Below are 14,933 nucleotides of genomic sequence, written 5' to 3' on the forward strand. Positions count from 1 at the left end.
CGATTCCCCGGCGGCGCCGCGCCGGTCACACCGACGGAACGGCCGCGCGATCGAGACTGCGCAGGAACGTCTCGGCGGCCTGGTAGCCGACCACGCGCCCGATCTCATTGCCGTTGCGGTCGAAGAAAATGATGCCGGGCGGCCCGAACAGGTTGAAGCGCTTGAGCAGCGCCTGATCGGCCGCATTGTTCGCGGTGACGTCCGCGCGCACCAGATGCAGTTGCGCGAGCCGCGCCTGCACGCGCGAATCGGTGAACGTCAGATGCTCCATTTCCTTGCAGCTCACGCACCAGTCGGCATAGAAATCGAGCATCACCGGCCGGCCCGACGTCTTCAGCAACGCATCCAGCTCCGTATTCGACCCGACCGACGCAAACGCCGGCCCGTCCTGCGCAGCGGACGCACCGGCTGCGGGCGCGCCCGAGACGGCCGCCGTCGTGCGCGCGGCGAGCACGGCCAGCGGCTTCACCGGATCGGTCGAACCCGCCGCCAGACCGACCAGCAATGCGGCCGCCCAGATCGTCAGTGCCGCGCCGAGCCCGCGCCCGAGGCGCCGCCAGATCGAAACCGCCCCCGCATGCGGCGTGAACAGCCCCTGCGCCGCGGCGGCAATCAGCAGCCACACCGCAGCGAGGATCATCTTGAACGCACCGCCGAGCACCGGCCAGACGATCCACAGCGCGGCCGCGAGCAGCACGATCCCGAAGAACACCTTCACGCCGTCCATCCACGCGCCCGCGCGCGGCAGCACTGCGCCGGCGCCGACCCCGACGATCAGCAGCGGCACGCCGAGCCCCAACCCCATCGAGAACAGCGCGGCGCCGCCGAGCAGCGCGTTGCCGGTGTGGGCGATGAACGCGAGCACGGCAAACAGCGGCGCCGTCATGCACGCGCCGACGACGAGCGCCGACAGCGCGCCCATCGCCGCAACCGCCGCGAAGTGCCCGCCCTTGCGGCCGCCCGACGCGTTTGCGGCACCGTTTTGCCAGCGCTGCGGCAACGCGATATCGACGCCGGAAATCAGCGACACCGCGAACGCCGTCAGCAGCACGCCGAAGCTGCCCAGCACCCACGGGTTCTGCAGCCATGCGCCGAGACTCTGCCCGACCAGCGCGGCGGCGATGCCGAGCACCGTGTAGACGAGCGCCATGCCGACCACATACGTCAGCGACAGCGCGAAGCCCCGCGCGTGGGTCGCACGCGTGCCCTGGCCAATGATGATCGCCGACACGATCGGAATCATCGGGTACGAGCAGGGCAGGAGACTCAGCACCATGCCCGCGACGAAATACAGCGCGACGATCGTCAGGAAGCCGTGTCCTTCGAGCAGCGACTGCGCATACTCGGCGCTCGTGACCTTGTCGAACCAATTGCCGGCCGCGGTGTCGGGGCCGGCCGACGATGCGGCCGTTGCTGCGCCCAACGCATCGCCGCTGACCTTCACGAGATGCTCGGCGGGCGGATAGCAGATGCCCTCGTCCGCGCAGCCCTGCGACGTCACCGCGAGCTCGAACGGACCCGATGCCTGCTTGACGGGCACGTGGATCACCAGGTCCCCACGATAGGTTTCGACGTTCTTCTGGAACGTCTGGTCGAACTTCACGTGGCCGGCCGGCATCTGCGCCTCGCCGAGCGTCGCCTGCCCGCTCTTGACCGCGAACGCGAACCGCTCCCGATACAGGTAATAGCCGTCGGCGATCTTGAAGCGGACGTCGACCTGGCCGGGCACCTCGCTCGCGCTGAACTTGAACGCGACCGACGGATCGAGGAAATCGTCGGCGGCCCGGGCAAGCGACATCCCGCCCAGCACGAACGCGAGCGGCAACAGGAACGCGAGGAATCGCAGCGCGTTGACGCGCGCGCGTAAAGCCATACCGTTAAACATGAAATAGACGTTGAGTTTCGCTGGTCACCCACTGGCCATATGCCGGCGATGCGGCGGCCTGCCAGGAGACGATTTCGGGGGTGTCGTACGGATGATGCGCGTGAATAAATCGTTCCAGTTCGAGCGCGCGTACCGGGCTCGTCTTGAACAGCAGCTGAATTTCCTGCGCCGTCTCGACCTTGCCCTGCCAGTGATAGCGCGAGCGGATCGTGCCGAGCTCCGACACGCAGGCAGCGAGCCGTGCGGCGAGCGCACCGTCGGCGAGCGTCTCGGCGGTCGCCGCATCCGGCACCGTCGTCAACATCAGGACCACCACCATACGTGCCCTCCCGTTCGTTCACCGGCTGTTCGCGCACGCCGGTTGCCCCGTATCGTAGCGCACCCTGCGCGACGGTGCCGACGAACGGCACTGCGACAATCGATCGCAGATCGGCGCGCCAAAACAAAAAGGGCCAAGCATTCGCTTAGCCCTTTCTTGCTGCTACGTGCCGAAAAGCTTATTCAGCTTCTTGGACGTTTTCCGTTTCTTCGACTTCCGGACGATCCAGCAGTTCGACCAGTGCCATCGGTGCGTTGTCGCCGACGCGGAAGCCGAACTTCAGGATGCGCAGGTAGCCGCCCGGACGGTTCGCGAAACGCGGACCGAGCACGTCGAACAGCTTCGCGACCGAGTCGCGATCGCGCAGGCGGTTGAACGCGAGGCGGCGGTTTGCCAGCGACGGCTTCTTGCCGAGCGTGATCAGCGGCTCGACGACCTTACGGAGTTCCTTCGCCTTCGGCAGCGTCGTCTTGATGACTTCGTGCTCGATCAGCGAGTTGGACATGTTGCGGAGCATAGCCAGACGGTGGCTGCTCGTGCGGTTCAGTTTCCGCAGACCATGACGATGGCGCATTTCAGTTTCCTTGATTCAAAGTTTTGATCCAGCTCTTCTATCGCACCCAAGAGGTGCACGGGCCGGTAACGAAAAAAAGCAAGATGCGGATTCTAAAGGAAAATCCGCATCTTGACCAGTTACAGCAACAACCGGGCTTACTTGTCGAGACCAGCCGGCGGCCAGTTCTCGAGCTTCATGCCCAGCGTGAGACCGCGCGAAGCGAGCACTTCCTTGATCTCGTTGAGCGACTTGCGACCGAGGTTCGGCGTCTTCAGCAGCTCGTTTTCCGTGCGCTGGATCAGGTCGCCGATGTAGTAGATGTTCTCGGCCTTCAGGCAGTTCGCCGAACGAACCGTCAGCTCGAGATCGTCCACCGGACGCAGCAGGATCGGGTCGATCTGCGGTGCGCGCGACGGCGCTTCCGCTGCCGTTTCCGTGCCTTCCAGCGCCGCGAACACGGACAGCTGGTCGACCAGGATGCGTGCCGATTGACGGATCGCTTCTTCCGGCGTGATCACGCCGCTCGTCTCGATGTTCATCACGAGCTTGTCGAGGTCGGTACGCTGCTCGACACGCGCGCTTTCGACCGCGTAGCTCACGCGGCGAACCGGCGAGAACGATGCGTCGAGGACGATGCGGCCGATGATCTTGGCCGTGTCTTCGCCATAGCGACGCACGTTGCCCGGCACATAGCCGCGGCCCTTCTCGATCTTGATCTGCACGTCGAGCTTGCCGCCCTTCGACAGATGCGCGATCACGTGATTCGGGTTGATGACTTCGCAATCGTGCGCCAACTCGATATCGCCGGCCGTGACGACGCCTTCGCCTTCCTTGCGCAGGGTTACCGTCACTTCGTCGCGGTTGTGCAGCTTGAACACCACGCCCTTCAGGTTCAGCAGCAGGTTGACGACGTCCTCTTGCACACCATCAAGCGTCGAATACTCGTGCACGACGCCCGCGATCGTCACTTCGGTCGGCGCATAGCCGACCATCGACGACAGCAGCACACGACGGAGCGCATTGCCCAAGGTGTGGCCGTAACCGCGTTCGAACGGTTCCATGACCACCTTCGCGTGGTTCTCGCCCAGCGATTCCACGGCGATGATCTTGGGTTTCAGCAAACTGGTTTGCATGGGCTTTCCTTTTCAATACCCTCGGCTCGTTACACCGATAAGGCTGACCGGTAACAACCAGAAAATAAACAGCCGAGGCCCTTCCTTGCGCGACGCAATCGGGGTACCTCGGCCGTCAATCGGATTAACGCGAATACAATTCGACGATCAGGCTTTCGTTGATGTCGCCAGCGATGTCAGCGCGTTCCGGCATTTGCTTGAACGTACCTTCGAACTTCTTCGCATCGACCGCAACCCAGCTCGCCAGGCCGCCTTGTTCGGCCAGCGACAGCGCTTCGACGATACGCGCCTGCTTCTTCGCCTTTTCGCGGATCGCAACCACGTCGCCTGCCTTCACTTGCTGCGACGGGACGTTCGCGACGACGCCGTTCACGGTGATCGCCTTGTGGCTCACCAGCTGACGCGCTTCAGCGCGGGTCGAGCCGAAGCCCATGCGGTACACGACGTTGTCGAGGCGCGACTCGAGCAGTTGCAGCAGGTTTTCACCCGTGTTGCCCTTGCGGCGGTCGGCTTCGGCGAAGTAGCGGCGGAACTGACGCTCCAGCACGCCGTAGATACGCTTGACCTTCTGCTTTTCACGCAGCTGCGTGCCGTAATCGGACGTACGTGCGCCCGAGGTACGGCCGTGCTGGCCCGGCTTGCTGTCGAGCTTGCACTTGTCTGCGAGCGAGCGGCGTGCGCTCTTCAGGAAGAGGTCGGTGCCTTCACGGCGGGACAGCTTGGCCTTAGGGCCGATATAACGTGCCACTTTGCATTCCTTTATCAATCGGTCACGCGAACCGGAGTCCGCGCTAGTTCGCTCCCTTTGGGGCGAACGGTGGGCTTAGTCAATCAAAAAAGCACAGCCCGTCGACGCTAGGCGGCGACAGGCGTTGCGCCAGCACATCGTTAGATGCGGCGACGCTTCGGCGGACGGCAGCCGTTGTGCGGAACCGGAGTGACGTCCGAAATCGCGGTGATCTTGATGCCGAGGCCGTGCAGTGCACGCACTGCCGACTCGCGACCCGGGCCCGGGCCCTTGATCCGCACTTCCAGATTCTTCACGCCGTATTCCATCGCCACGCGACCGGCCGACTCAGCAGCAACCTGAGCAGCGAACGGCGTCGACTTGCGCGAGCCCTTGAAGCCCTGGCCGCCCGACGTCGCCCACGCCAGCGCATTGCCCTGGCGATCGGTGATCGTGATGATCGTGTTGTTGAACGACGCGTGAACGTGAACCACGCCTTCAGCGACGTTCTTCTTGACCTTCTTGCGAACGCGTTGCGCCGCGGTGTTCGAAGCCTTAGCCATTACGTTTTCCTGTAACTGTCAGTTCCGCTTACTTCTTCAGCGCTTGCGCTGCACGACGCGGACCCTTGCGAGTGCGTGCGTTCGTACGCGTACGCTGGCCGCGCATCGGCAGGCCCTTGCGATGACGCACGCCGCGGTAGCAGCCGAGATCCATCAGGCGCTTGATGTTCATCGTCACTTCACGGCGCAGATCGCCTTCGACGACAAACTTGCCCACTTCTTCACGCAGCTTTTCGAGATCTGCGTCGGTCAGGTCCTTGACCTTCTTCGAGAATTCCACGCCAGCAGCCACGCAGATTTCGCGCGAGCGGGTGCGGCCGACACCGAAGATTGCCGTCAGGCCGATCTCGGTATGCTGGTGATTCGGGATGTTAACCCCTGCGATACGAGCCATTGTTTTTCCTCAAACAAAAAGCGCAAACAAACGCGCGGTCAGCCTTGGCGCTGCTTGTGGCGCGGATCCGAGCTGCAGATCACGCGAACGACGCCTTTGCGCTTGATGATCTTGCAATTGCGGCAAATGCGCTTAACCGATGCCATCACTTTCATGATATTACCCTTTTTTCAAATCACTTCGCCCGGAACACGATCCGCGCACGCGACAGATCGTAAGGCGTCAATTCAACCGTCACCTTGTCGCCCGGCAGGATGCGGATGTAGTGCATCCGCATCTTTCCGGAGATATGCCCCAATACGACATGGCCGTTTTCCAGCTTCACACGGAAGGTCGCATTCGGCAGGTTTTCGATCACCTCGCCTTGCATCTGGATTACATCGTCTTTGGCCATAAGTCCTTTCAACGCATTGGGACGTTGCCACCCTTGAAGTTTGCCTTCTTGAGCAGCGACTCATATTGTTGCGACATAACGTACGACTGCACCTGCGCCATGAAGTCCATCGTGACGACGACAATGATCAGCAGCGACGTTCCACCAAAATAAAACGGCACGTTCCAGCGCAGCACCAGGAATTCCGGCAGCAGACACACGAAGACGATGTAGATCGCACCGGCCAGCGTCAGACGCGTGAGGATGCGGTCGATGTATCGCGCGGTCTGCTCGCCCGGACGAATGCCCGGCACGAATGCACCGCTCTTCTTCAGGTTGTCCGCAGTTTCCCTGCTGTTGAACACCAGTGCGGTGTAGAAGAAGCAGAAAAACACGATCGCCAGCGTGTACAGCAGCACATAGACCGGCTGACCCGGCTTCAGCGCCTCCGCCACGTTATGCAGCGTGTTGGAGAACCAGCTTCCCGTCGGCTGACCGGTACTGAACCAGCCGAGAATCGTTGCCGGGAACAGGATGATCGACGATGCGAAGATCGGCGGAATCACGCCCGACATGTTCAGCTTCAGCGGCAGGTGCGACGACTGCCCGCCGTAGATCTTGTTGCCGACCTGGCGCTTCGCGTAGTTCACGAGGATCTTGCGCTGACCGCGTTCGATGAACACGACCAGGTAAGTCACCGCGGCAATCAGGACGACGATGATGATCGCCGAAATGATGCTCATCGAACCCGTACGCACCAGCTCGAACAAGCCACCGACGGCATTCGGGAACCCTGCTGCGATCCCGCCGAAGATGATGATCGAGATACCGTTGCCCAGACCACGCTCGGTGATCTGCTCACCCAGCCACATCAGGAACATCGTGCCAGTCACCAGCGTCACGACCGTCGTCAGCCGGAACAGCATGCCGGGATCGGTGACGAGGCCAGGCTGGTTTTCCAGCGCGGCCGCGATACCGAATGCCTGGAAGGTCGCGAGCACCACGGTGAAATACCGCGTGTACTGCGTGATCTTCCGTTGCCCTGCCTGCCCTTCCTTCTTCAGCGCTTCGAGCTGCGGCGAAACGATCGCCAGCAGCTGCATGATGATCGACGCCGAAATGTACGGCATGATCCCCAGCGCAAAGATCGTGAAGCGGGAAAGTGCGCCACCCGAGAACATGTTGAACATGCCAAGGATGCCGCCCGCCTGGCTCTGGAACAGCTTCGCCAGTTGATCCGGATCGATGCCCGGCACGGGAATGTGCGCGCCGATGCGATAGACGATCAGCGCCAGCAGCAAGAACATTGCACGCCGGCGCAGATCGCCGAACTTCGCCGTGCTTCGACCGGGTTTTGCAAGACTCGGGCTGTTAGCCAAGTACCTTCTCCGATGCAAATGCTAGTGACGACGCGTTATGCGTGTCACTCGGCAAACGAACCGCCAGCCGCTTCGATCGCTGCGCGCGCACCCTTGGTGGCGCCGAGACCCTTCACGACGATCTTGCGCTTCAGTTCGCCCGTGGCGATGATCTTCGCGCTCTTCGTCAGCTCGCCGACCAGACCGGCTTGCTTCAGTGCGAGCAGATCGACTTCATCGACCGGCAGCTTCTCGAGGTCGCCCAGGCGCACTTCACCAACGAATTCCTTCGTCAGCGACGTGAAACCGCGCTTCGGCAGACGACGTTGCAGCGGCATCTGACCGCCTTCGAAGCCGACCTTGTGGAAGCCGCCCGAACGCGATTTCTGACCCTTGTGACCGCGGCCAGCCGTCTTGCCGAGGCCCGAACCAATGCCGCGACCGACGCGACGCTTGGCGTGCTTGGCGCCAGCAGCCGGCTTCAGGTTATTCAATTCCATATCAACTCCTTGATCCGTAATCGGCCGCTTACGCGATGACCTTGACGAGGTACGAGACCTTGTTGATCATGCCGCGGACCGCCGGCGTATCCTGCAGCTCGCTGACCGAGTTGAGTCGGCGCAGGCCCAGGCCACGCACGGTCGCACGGTGCGATTCGCGGGTGCCGATCAGGCTCTTGACGAGCTGAACCTTGACAGTTTTTTCAGACATGGTGACCACCCGGGCTTAGCCCAAAATATCTTCGACGGACTTGCCGCGCTTCGCCGCGATGTCTGCCGGGGTCGACTGCTTGCGCAGACCGTCCAGCGTGGCGCGAACGAGGTTGTACGGGTTCGTCGAACCGTGGCTCTTCGCCACGACGTTCTGAACGCCCATCACGTCGAACACTGCGCGCATCGGGCCGCCTGCGATCACGCCCGTACCGTCCTTCGCCGGGGCGAGGAGGACTGCGGATGCGCCATGCTTGCCGTGCACTTCGTGCTGCAGCGTGCCGTTCTTGAGCGGCACCTTGAACATGTTGCGGCGAGCTTGCTCCATTGCCTTCTGCACGGCAACCGGCACTTCCTTCGCCTTGCCCTTGCCCATGCCGATACGGCCGTCACCATCGCCAACCACGGTCAGTGCGGCGAAGCCGAGAATACGGCCACCCTTCACGACCTTGGTCACGCGATTGACCGAAATCATCTTTTCACGAAGGCCGTCGTCGCGCTCGTCAGCCTGAACTTTCGCTTGCATCTTTGCCATGACGAATTCCTTCCTTAGAACTTGAGCCCAGCTTCACGAGCTGCCTCAGCCAGCGCCTTGACGCGGCCATGGTAGCGGAAGCCCGAGCGGTCGAAGGCGACGGATTCGATGCCGGCGGCCTTTGCCTTCTCGGCAATACGCTTGCCGATCAGCGTCGCAGCATTAACGTTGCCGCCCTTGCCCGACTTGTCGGCGAGCTCGGCGCGCACTTCCGCTTCGAGCGTCGACGCGCTGGCCAGCACCTTGGTGCCGCAGGGCGAGAACACTTGAGCGTAGATGTGCGTGTTCGTGCGATGCACGGCGAGACGCGCGACCTGCAGCTCAGCGATCTTGATACGCGTCTGGCGAGCGCGGCGCAGGCGAGATTGAGTCTTATCCATGATTGCGCACCCTTACTTCTTCTTCGTTTCTTTGAGGATCACAACCTCGTCGGCATAGCGCACGCCCTTGCCCTTGTAGGGCTCCGGCGGACGGTAACCGCGGACTTCCGCAGCCACTTGACCGACTTGTTGCTTGTTGATCCCCTTGATCACGATTTCGGTTTGCGTCGGGGTTTCTGCCTTGACGCCTTCCGGCATCTGGTGCACCACCGGGTGCGAGAAACCCAGCGACAGGTTCAGCTTGTCGCCTTGCGCTTGCGCACGGTAACCGACGCCAACCAGCGTCAGCTTGCGCTCGAAACCCTTGGTCACGCCGTGCACGGCATTCGCGATGATCGCGCGCATCGTGCCCGACAGTGCATTTGCTTCGCGGCTTTCGTCCGCCGGCGACAGGTTCAGCGTGCCGTCGTTGTTCGCCACGTTCACGAGCGGATTGATCGCTTGCGTGATGGTGCCCAGCGGGCCCTTGACGGTGATCGCACCGTCGGCCAGCTTGACTTCCGCGCCTTGCAGCGCGATCGGGCTCTTACCTACTCGAGACATGTTCCTCTCTCCTTTCGGTTAAGCGACGTAGCAGATGACTTCGCCGCCGACGCCCGTAGCGCGCGCCTTGCGGTCGGTCATCACGCCCTTCGGCGTCGACACGATAGCCACACCGAGGCCATTCATGACCTGCGGAATGTCGTTACGGCCACGGTACACGCGCAGGCCAGGCTTCGACACGCGCTCGAGGCGTTCGATGACCGGGCGGCCGGCGTAGTACTTCAGCGCGATATTCAGTTCGGACTTCGCACCCTCCGCCTTGACGGCGAAATCGTCGATATAACCTTCGTCCTTCAGGACTTGCGCGATTGCAACCTTGACCTTCGACGAGGGCATCGCGACCGATACCTTCTCGACCATCTGCGCGTTGCGGATGCGAGTCAGCATATCGGCGATAGGATCACTCATGCTCATTTATGTTTCTCCTATTACCAGCTCGCCTTGGTCAGGCCAGGAATCTCGCCACGGAATGCGATTTCACGAATCTTGTTGCGCGCGAGGCCGAATTTACGGAACGTGCCACGCGGACGGCCCGTGATCGCGCAGCGGTTACGCTGGCGGGTCGGGTTTGCGTTGCGGGGCAGTTGCTGCAGCTCAAGGCGTGCTTCGTAGCGCTCTTCTTCCGACTTGCTTTGGTCTTCGATGATCGCCTTCAGCGCTTCGCGCTTTGCTGCGAACTTCGCGACCAGGCGGGCGCGCTTCTTTTCACGTTCGATCAGTGCCAGTTTAGCCACGGTAACCTCAGTTTCTGAACGGGAACTTGAAGCTGGCGAGCAGAGCCTTCGCTTCGTCGTCGGTCTTCGCGGTCGTCGTGATGCTGATGTTCAGCCCACGCAGCGCGTCGATCTTGTCGTAATCGATTTCGGGGAAAATGATCTGCTCTTTCACACCGATGTTGTAGTTGCCGCGGCCATCGAAAGCACGGCCCGACACACCGCGGAAGTCACGCACGCGGGGCAGGGCAACGGTCACGAAGCGGTCGAGGAATTCGTACATCGCGCGGCCACGCAGCGTCACCATCGCGCCGATCGGGTAGCCCTGGCGGATCTTGAAGCCTGCGATTGCCTTGCGTGCCTTCGTCACGACCGGCTTCTGACCAGCGATCTTCGTGAGATCGCCAACGGCGTTCTCGATGATCTTCTTGTCAGCAACCGCTTCGCCAAGACCCATGTTCAGCGTGATCTTGGTGATGCGCGGCACTTCCATGACCGACTTGTAACCGAACTTCTCGATCAGGCCGGGCACTACGGTTTCTTTGTAAAACTCTTGAAAACGAGCCATTTTTTAACTCCGCTGCGTCAGGCGCTCAGTACGGCACCGGTCGTCTTCAGGAAGCGAACCTTCTTGCCTTCCTCGACCTTGATGCCAACACGCGACGCCTTGCCATTCGCGTCGACCAGTGCGACGTTCGAGATGTGCAGGGGCATCGTCTTCGCTTCCACGCCGCCCGTCGTACCCTTCATCGGGTTGGGCTTCACATGCTTCTTGACGAGGTTGATACCTTCAACCGTCACCTTGTCGGCACCGACGGCCAGCACGACACCACGCTTGCCCTTGTCCTTGCCTGCGACGACGATGACTTCGTCACCTTTGCGAATCTTGTTCATCGCGACTCCTTACAGCACTTCCGGCGCCAGCGAAACGATCTTCATGAATCGTTCGCTACGCAGCTCACGCGTCACCGGCCCGAAGATACGGGTGCCGATCGGCTCGAGCTTGTTATTCAAAAGCACAGCGGCGTTGCCGTCGAACTTGATCAGCGAGCCGTCTTGACGGCGAACGCCCTTGGCGGTGCGGACCACCACGGCGTTGTAGATTTCGCCTTTCTTCACACGCCCGCGCGGCGTTGCCTCTTTGACGCTCACCTTGATGATGTCGCCAATGCTGGCATAACGACGCTTCGAGCCGCCGAGCACCTTGATGCACATGACTTCACGCGCACCCGTGTTGTCGGCTACTTCAAGCCGAGATTCGGTCTGGATCATGGTTTGTCTTTCCCAACTTAATCCGGATGCACCACCATGATGCATTCGGTCAGTCTTGGTCCCGTCAGCCAATCGGCTGCTTGGGTTGGAACAGCAGCGACGGCAAACGAAACCCGCCATCGCAATTCGGTGAATCTTTCGGAGCAGGCTGGCGCCTGTCCGCTTCCCCCACCAACTTCGCCCGCGACGGGGCTCCCATAAAGAGGGAAGACCAGGATTATAACAAATAATCCTGGTCACGCAAGCAAAAACTTTGCGATTTCAAGCACTTCGCGGAGAAGTGCCTGCTACTGCTCTGCCGCCTGGCCCGCTCAGATGACGCGGGCTGCCTCGACGAGACGCGACACCGTCCAGGCCTTCGTCTTCGAAAGAGGACGGGTTTCCTGGATTTCAACGAGATCGCCTTCGTTGCAGGTGTTCGCTTCATCGTGCGCGTGGTACTTCTTCGAGCGCACGACGTACTTGCCGTAGATCGGATGCTTGACGCGGTGCTCGATCAGCACGGTGACGGTCTTGTCCATCTTGTTGCTGACGACCCGACCGACCAGCGTCCGCTTCAGCGAGGTTTTCACGCTATCGTTCATTTCTGGTTCGCCTTCTGAGTCATGACGGTCCGCACACGTGCGATGTCGCGACGAACCTTCTTCAGCTGGCTCGTGTTCGTGAGCTGCTGGGTCGCGAGTTGCATGCGCAGGCCGAATTGCGCCTTCAGCAGGTCCGCGAGCTCCTTGTTGAGCGCGGCCTGGTCTTTCTGGAGAAGTTCGGAAGCCTTCATGTTTTCTCCTTAGGCGCCGAGCTGGCGCACGATGAACGCCGTCTTCAGCGGCAGCTTGGCTGCAGCCAGACGGAACGCTTCGCGTGCCAGTTCTTCGGTTACGCCGTCCATTTCATACAGCATCTTGCCCGGCTGAATCTCGGCGACGTAGTACTCCGGGTTACCCTTACCGTTACCCATACGTACTTCGGCCGGCTTCTGCGAAATCGGCTTGTCCGGGAAGATACGAATCCAGATGCGGCCGCCACGCTTGATGTGACGCGTCATTGCACGACGCGCCGCTTCAATCTGACGTGCGGTCAAACGACCGCGACCGATCGCCTTCAGGCCGAACTCACCGAACGACACCGCGTTGCCGCGCGTCGCCTTGCCGGTGTTACGACCCTTCTGCTCTTTGCGATACTTCCTGCGTTTCGGTTGCAGCATCGTTATTCTCCAGTCTTGCCGTCTTCCGGCTTGCCGGCGCCACGGCGCGGTGCGCCACGGCGAGCACCCGGAGCGCCGCCTTCGCCGTCACGGCGCGGACGACGGTCGCCCGGACGCGCATTGCGACGCGGACGCTTGTCTTCGGCTACTTCTTCCACCACCGGCGCGTCGTTGCGGCCAAGGGTATCGCCCTTGTACACCCACACCTTGACGCCGATGATCCCGTAGGTCGTCTTCGCTTCCGAAGTCGCGTAGTCGATGTCGGCACGCAGCGTGTGAAGCGGCACGCGACCTTCGCGATACCACTCCGTACGCGCGATTTCGATACCGTTCAGACGGCCCGCGCTCATGATCTTGATGCCCTGGGCACCCAGACGCATCGCGTTCTGCATCGCACGCTTCATCGCGCGACGGAACATGATCCGGCGCTCGAGCTGTTGCGTGATCGAGTCAGCGATCAGCTGAGCATCGGTTTCCGGCTTGCGGATCTCTTCGATGTTGACGTGAACCGGCACGCCCATGCGGCGTTGCAGTTCCGTCTTCAGCAGTTCGATATCCTCGCCCTTCTTGCCGATGACCACACCCGGACGCGAGCTGAAAATCGTGATGCGCGCGTTCTTTGCCGGACGCTCGATGACGACGCGACCGACCGAAGCGTTCTTCAGCTTCTTCTTCAGGTATTCACGAACACCGATGTCTTCCTGCAACATCGCCGCGAAATTGTTGTTGTTCGCGTACCAACGCGACGCCCAATTGCGGCTGACAGCCAGGCGGAAGCCAGTCGGATGAATTTTCTGTCCCATCGTATGGCTCCTTAATTCCCGACCGTCACAGTGATGTGACAGGATTGCTTCTCGATGCGGTTGCCGCGGCCCTTGGCGCGCGCGGTAAACCGCTTGAGCGATGCCGCCTTGTCGACGTAGATGCTCTTGATCTTGAGCTCGTCGATATCGGCGCCTTCGTTGTGCTCCGCATTCGCGATCGCCGACAGCACGACCTTCTTCACGATGCCAGCCGCCTTCTTCGGCGAGAACGTCAGAACGTTCAGCGCCTTGTCGACCGGCAAACCGCGGATCTGGTCAGCCACAAGGCGCGTCTTTTGCGCCGAGATGCGGGCACCGCGATGAATTGCTTTCACTTCCATCTTGATAGCCCCTTATTTCTTGGCCTTCTTGTCGGCCGCGTGACCCTTGAACGTACGGGTCAGTGCGAACTCGCCAAGCTTGTGGCCGACCATGTTTTCCGAGATGTACACCGGAACGTGTTGACGGCCGTTGTGAACGGCGATCGTCAGACCGATGAAATCCGGCAGGATCGTCGAGCGACGCGACCAGGTCTTGATCGGCTTCTTGTCACGCGAAGCTGCAGCCGCCTCAACTTTCTTCAGCAAATGGGCGTCGCAGAACGGACCTTTTTTAACAGAACGTGCCATTGCCTACTCCTTAACGCTTGTGACGGCGCTGGACGATCATCGTCGTCGTGCGCTTGTTGCGACGCGTGCGGAAGCCCTTCGTCGGCGTGCCCCACGGGCTCACCGGGTCGCGACCCGCTGCAGTCTTGCCTTCGCCACCACCGTGCGGGTGGTCGACCGGGTTCATTGCCACGCCACGCACCGTCGGGCGGATACCGCGCCAGCGGTTTGCACCGGCCTTGCCGATCTGGCGCAGGCTGTGCTCTTCGTTGCCGACTTCACCGATCGTTGCACGGCACTCGATGTGCACGCGGCGGATTTCGCCCGAACGCAGACGAACCTGCGCGTACACGCCTTCGCGTGCGAGCAGCATCGCCGACGTACCGGCCGAACGCGCCATCTGCGCGCCCTTGCCCGGCAGCATTTCGATGCAGTGGATCGTCGTACCGACCGGAATGTTGCGGATCGGCAGCGTGTTGCCCGAACGGATCGGCGCTTCCGAACCCGACATCAGCTGCTGGCCCACCGTCAGGCCCTTCGGCGCGATGATGTAGCGGCGCTCGCCGTCTGCGTACAGCACCAGCGCGATGTTCGCGCTGCGGTTCGGGTCGTACTCGAGACGCTCGACCTTCGCCGGGATGCCGTCCTTCGTGCGACGGAAATCGATCACGCGGTAGTGCTGCTTGTGACCACCACCCTGGTGACGCGTCGTGATGCGACCGTTGTTGTTGCGGCCAGCCTTGGAGCTCTGCGTGTCGAGCAGTGCCGCGTGCGGCTTGCCCTTGTGCAGGTCCTTGTTGACCACCTTGACCATCGCGCGGCGACCCGGCGAAGTCGGTTTAACTTTCACGATTGCCATG

27 protein-coding genes are annotated in these 14,933 nt (G+C 61.5%); all 27 read right to left on the reverse strand.

The annotated features are described in order from the left end of the window. Positions 1–25: 25 nt before the first annotated feature. The 27 genes from dsbD to rplB all read right to left on the reverse strand — a co-directional run bounded on the left by dsbD (position 26) and on the right by rplB (position 14,932). On the reverse strand, positions 26–1,885 hold the full coding sequence (gene dsbD / locus ACV229_RS28305; RefSeq protein ID WP_448086410.1) for a protein-disulfide reductase DsbD: 1,860 nt from the start codon (positions 1,883–1,885) through the stop codon (positions 26–28). Then, positions 1,878–2,204: a divalent-cation tolerance protein CutA gene (gene cutA / locus ACV229_RS28310; protein WP_448086411.1), complete on the reverse strand. Its 327-nt coding sequence runs from the start codon at positions 2,202–2,204 to the stop codon at positions 1,878–1,880. The genes dsbD and cutA overlap by 8 nt, the downstream gene beginning before the upstream one ends. A 178-nt stretch (positions 2,205–2,382) precedes the next feature. Continuing rightward, complete coding sequence (rplQ, locus tag ACV229_RS28315; RefSeq protein WP_004197924.1) at positions 2,383–2,778, reverse strand: 50S ribosomal protein L17; 396 nt, start codon at positions 2,776–2,778, stop codon at positions 2,383–2,385. 137 nt (positions 2,779–2,915) lie between these two features. After that, on the reverse strand, positions 2,916–3,893 hold the full coding sequence (locus tag ACV229_RS28320) for a DNA-directed RNA polymerase subunit alpha (protein ID WP_006765411.1): 978 nt from the start codon (positions 3,891–3,893) through the stop codon (positions 2,916–2,918). Between the two features lie 124 nt (positions 3,894–4,017). After that, a complete protein-coding gene (rpsD, locus tag ACV229_RS28325) occupies positions 4,018–4,641 on the reverse strand; it encodes a 30S ribosomal protein S4 (RefSeq protein ID WP_448079563.1) in 624 nt (207 codons plus the stop codon). 140 nt (positions 4,642–4,781) lie between these two features. Beyond that, positions 4,782–5,183 (reverse strand): 30S ribosomal protein S11, encoded by a 402-nt coding sequence (gene rpsK / locus ACV229_RS28330; RefSeq protein WP_010092939.1) that lies wholly within the window; start codon positions 5,181–5,183, stop codon positions 4,782–4,784. Positions 5,184–5,211: 28 nt separating this feature from the next. After that, positions 5,212–5,577, reverse strand: coding sequence for a 30S ribosomal protein S13 (rpsM, locus tag ACV229_RS28335; protein ID WP_448079564.1), 366 nt, complete (start codon positions 5,575–5,577; stop codon positions 5,212–5,214). Between the two features lie 38 nt (positions 5,578–5,615). After that, a complete protein-coding gene (gene rpmJ, locus ACV229_RS28340) occupies positions 5,616–5,732 on the reverse strand; it encodes a 50S ribosomal protein L36 (RefSeq protein WP_004199844.1) in 117 nt (38 codons plus the stop codon). 20 nt (positions 5,733–5,752) lie between these two features. After that, positions 5,753–5,971 (reverse strand): translation initiation factor IF-1, encoded by a 219-nt coding sequence (infA, locus tag ACV229_RS28345; RefSeq protein ID WP_004521905.1) that lies wholly within the window; start codon positions 5,969–5,971, stop codon positions 5,753–5,755. A gap of 8 nt (positions 5,972–5,979) precedes the next feature. Continuing rightward, entirely contained in the window at positions 5,980–7,329 is a 1,350-nt protein-coding gene (gene secY, locus ACV229_RS28350) for a preprotein translocase subunit SecY (RefSeq protein WP_448086412.1), read from the reverse strand. A gap of 44 nt (positions 7,330–7,373) precedes the next feature. Further along, positions 7,374–7,808 carry a 50S ribosomal protein L15 gene (rplO, locus tag ACV229_RS28355; protein WP_059759907.1) on the reverse strand — a complete coding sequence of 145 codons (435 nt, stop codon included), beginning with the start codon at positions 7,806–7,808 and terminating at the stop codon, positions 7,374–7,376. A 28-nt stretch (positions 7,809–7,836) separates the two neighbouring features. Further along, entirely contained in the window at positions 7,837–8,019 is a 183-nt protein-coding gene (rpmD, locus tag ACV229_RS28360; protein WP_006400644.1) for a 50S ribosomal protein L30, read from the reverse strand. A gap of 15 nt (positions 8,020–8,034) precedes the next feature. After that, entirely contained in the window at positions 8,035–8,553 is a 519-nt protein-coding gene (gene rpsE, locus ACV229_RS28365; protein ID WP_008343875.1) for a 30S ribosomal protein S5, read from the reverse strand. A gap of 14 nt (positions 8,554–8,567) precedes the next feature. Beyond that, positions 8,568–8,933 carry a 50S ribosomal protein L18 gene (rplR, locus tag ACV229_RS28370; protein ID WP_006477183.1) on the reverse strand — a complete coding sequence of 122 codons (366 nt, stop codon included), beginning with the start codon at positions 8,931–8,933 and terminating at the stop codon, positions 8,568–8,570. A 12-nt stretch (positions 8,934–8,945) separates the two neighbouring features. Next, positions 8,946–9,476: a 50S ribosomal protein L6 gene (gene rplF, locus ACV229_RS28375; protein ID WP_160929355.1), complete on the reverse strand. Its 531-nt coding sequence runs from the start codon at positions 9,474–9,476 to the stop codon at positions 8,946–8,948. A gap of 18 nt (positions 9,477–9,494) precedes the next feature. Continuing rightward, positions 9,495–9,890 (reverse strand): 30S ribosomal protein S8, encoded by a 396-nt coding sequence (gene rpsH, locus ACV229_RS28380; protein ID WP_006477185.1) that lies wholly within the window; start codon positions 9,888–9,890, stop codon positions 9,495–9,497. A 14-nt stretch (positions 9,891–9,904) separates the two neighbouring features. Next, entirely contained in the window at positions 9,905–10,210 is a 306-nt protein-coding gene (gene rpsN, locus ACV229_RS28385; protein ID WP_006400648.1) for a 30S ribosomal protein S14, read from the reverse strand. 7 nt (positions 10,211–10,217) lie between these two features. Continuing rightward, positions 10,218–10,757: a 50S ribosomal protein L5 gene (rplE, locus tag ACV229_RS28390; protein WP_448079566.1), complete on the reverse strand. Its 540-nt coding sequence runs from the start codon at positions 10,755–10,757 to the stop codon at positions 10,218–10,220. Between the two features lie 17 nt (positions 10,758–10,774). Next, positions 10,775–11,083, reverse strand: a complete 309-nt coding sequence (rplX, locus tag ACV229_RS28395; RefSeq protein ID WP_448079567.1) for a 50S ribosomal protein L24 — start codon at positions 11,081–11,083, stop codon at positions 10,775–10,777. 9 nt (positions 11,084–11,092) lie between these two features. Further along, complete coding sequence (rplN, locus tag ACV229_RS28400) at positions 11,093–11,461, reverse strand: 50S ribosomal protein L14 (protein ID WP_004197951.1); 369 nt, start codon at positions 11,459–11,461, stop codon at positions 11,093–11,095. 311 nt (positions 11,462–11,772) lie between these two features. Next, positions 11,773–12,045: a 30S ribosomal protein S17 gene (gene rpsQ, locus ACV229_RS28405; protein ID WP_440626506.1), complete on the reverse strand. Its 273-nt coding sequence runs from the start codon at positions 12,043–12,045 to the stop codon at positions 11,773–11,775. Then, the gene (rpmC, locus tag ACV229_RS28410) at positions 12,042–12,236 is read right to left on the reverse strand and encodes a 50S ribosomal protein L29 (RefSeq protein ID WP_006400652.1); all 195 of its coding nucleotides are present in this window, start codon (positions 12,234–12,236) and stop codon (positions 12,042–12,044) included. Before rpmC ends, rpsQ begins: the two co-directional genes overlap by 4 nt. 9 nt (positions 12,237–12,245) lie before the next feature. Beyond that, positions 12,246–12,662 (reverse strand): 50S ribosomal protein L16, encoded by a 417-nt coding sequence (gene rplP / locus ACV229_RS28415; protein WP_006482873.1) that lies wholly within the window; start codon positions 12,660–12,662, stop codon positions 12,246–12,248. Positions 12,663–12,664: 2 nt separating this feature from the next. Then, positions 12,665–13,465 carry a 30S ribosomal protein S3 gene (rpsC, locus tag ACV229_RS28420; RefSeq protein WP_006400654.1) on the reverse strand — a complete coding sequence of 267 codons (801 nt, stop codon included), beginning with the start codon at positions 13,463–13,465 and terminating at the stop codon, positions 12,665–12,667. Positions 13,466–13,476: 11 nt separating this feature from the next. Beyond that, positions 13,477–13,806 (reverse strand): 50S ribosomal protein L22, encoded by a 330-nt coding sequence (rplV, locus tag ACV229_RS28425; protein ID WP_004199272.1) that lies wholly within the window; start codon positions 13,804–13,806, stop codon positions 13,477–13,479. Between the two features lie 12 nt (positions 13,807–13,818). Then, positions 13,819–14,094: a 30S ribosomal protein S19 gene (gene rpsS, locus ACV229_RS28430; protein ID WP_004199273.1), complete on the reverse strand. Its 276-nt coding sequence runs from the start codon at positions 14,092–14,094 to the stop codon at positions 13,819–13,821. A gap of 10 nt (positions 14,095–14,104) precedes the next feature. Then, the gene (rplB, locus tag ACV229_RS28435) at positions 14,105–14,932 is read right to left on the reverse strand and encodes a 50S ribosomal protein L2 (protein ID WP_448086413.1); all 828 of its coding nucleotides are present in this window, start codon (positions 14,930–14,932) and stop codon (positions 14,105–14,107) included. Position 14,933: the final 1 nt, after the last annotated feature.

The organism is Burkholderia sp. MR1-5-21, from assembly GCF_053427715.1.

Bases quoted from the DNA above. Each gene is read 5' to 3' on its own strand.
- dsbD (WP_448086410.1), bottom strand. From the start codon at position 1,885: ATGTTTAACGGTATGGCTTTACGCGCGCGCGTCAACGCGCTGCGATTC.
- cutA (WP_448086411.1), bottom strand. From the start codon at position 2,204: ATGGTGGTGGTCCTGATGTTGACGACGGTGCCGGATGCGGCGACCGCC.
- rplQ (WP_004197924.1), bottom strand. From the start codon at position 2,778: ATGCGCCATCGTCATGGTCTGCGGAAACTGAACCGCACGAGCAGCCAC.
- ACV229_RS28320 (WP_006765411.1), bottom strand. From the start codon at position 3,893: ATGCAAACCAGTTTGCTGAAACCCAAGATCATCGCCGTGGAATCGCTG.
- rpsK (WP_010092939.1), bottom strand. From the start codon at position 5,183: ATGGCTAAGGCTTCGAACACCGCGGCGCAACGCGTTCGCAAGAAGGTC.
- rpsM (WP_448079564.1), bottom strand. From the start codon at position 5,577: ATGGCTCGTATCGCAGGGGTTAACATCCCGAATCACCAGCATACCGAG.
- rpmJ (WP_004199844.1), bottom strand. From the start codon at position 5,732: ATGAAAGTGATGGCATCGGTTAAGCGCATTTGCCGCAATTGCAAGATC.
- infA (WP_004521905.1), bottom strand. From the start codon at position 5,971: ATGGCCAAAGACGATGTAATCCAGATGCAAGGCGAGGTGATCGAAAAC.
- rplO (WP_059759907.1), bottom strand. From the start codon at position 7,808: ATGGAATTGAATAACCTGAAGCCGGCTGCTGGCGCCAAGCACGCCAAG.
- rpmD (WP_006400644.1), bottom strand. From the start codon at position 8,019: ATGTCTGAAAAAACTGTCAAGGTTCAGCTCGTCAAGAGCCTGATCGGC.
- rpsE (WP_008343875.1), bottom strand. From the start codon at position 8,553: ATGGCAAAGATGCAAGCGAAAGTTCAGGCTGACGAGCGCGACGACGGC.
- rplR (WP_006477183.1), bottom strand. From the start codon at position 8,933: ATGGATAAGACTCAATCTCGCCTGCGCCGCGCTCGCCAGACGCGTATC.
- rplF (WP_160929355.1), bottom strand. From the start codon at position 9,476: ATGTCTCGAGTAGGTAAGAGCCCGATCGCGCTGCAAGGCGCGGAAGTC.
- rpsH (WP_006477185.1), bottom strand. From the start codon at position 9,890: ATGAGCATGAGTGATCCTATCGCCGATATGCTGACTCGCATCCGCAAC.
- rplE (WP_448079566.1), bottom strand. From the start codon at position 10,757: ATGGCTCGTTTTCAAGAGTTTTACAAAGAAACCGTAGTGCCCGGCCTG.
- rplX (WP_448079567.1), bottom strand. From the start codon at position 11,083: ATGAACAAGATTCGCAAAGGTGACGAAGTCATCGTCGTCGCAGGCAAG.
- rplN (WP_004197951.1), bottom strand. From the start codon at position 11,461: ATGATCCAGACCGAATCTCGGCTTGAAGTAGCCGACAACACGGGTGCG.
- rpsQ (WP_440626506.1), bottom strand. From the start codon at position 12,045: ATGAACGATAGCGTGAAAACCTCGCTGAAGCGGACGCTGGTCGGTCGG.
- rpmC (WP_006400652.1), bottom strand. From the start codon at position 12,236: ATGAAGGCTTCCGAACTTCTCCAGAAAGACCAGGCCGCGCTCAACAAG.
- rplP (WP_006482873.1), bottom strand. From the start codon at position 12,662: ATGCTGCAACCGAAACGCAGGAAGTATCGCAAAGAGCAGAAGGGTCGT.
- rpsC (WP_006400654.1), bottom strand. From the start codon at position 13,465: ATGGGACAGAAAATTCATCCGACTGGCTTCCGCCTGGCTGTCAGCCGC.
- rplV (WP_004199272.1), bottom strand. From the start codon at position 13,806: ATGGAAGTGAAAGCAATTCATCGCGGTGCCCGCATCTCGGCGCAAAAG.
- rpsS (WP_004199273.1), bottom strand. From the start codon at position 14,094: ATGGCACGTTCTGTTAAAAAAGGTCCGTTCTGCGACGCCCATTTGCTG.
- rplB (WP_448086413.1), bottom strand. From the start codon at position 14,932: ATGGCAATCGTGAAAGTTAAACCGACTTCGCCGGGTCGCCGCGCGATG.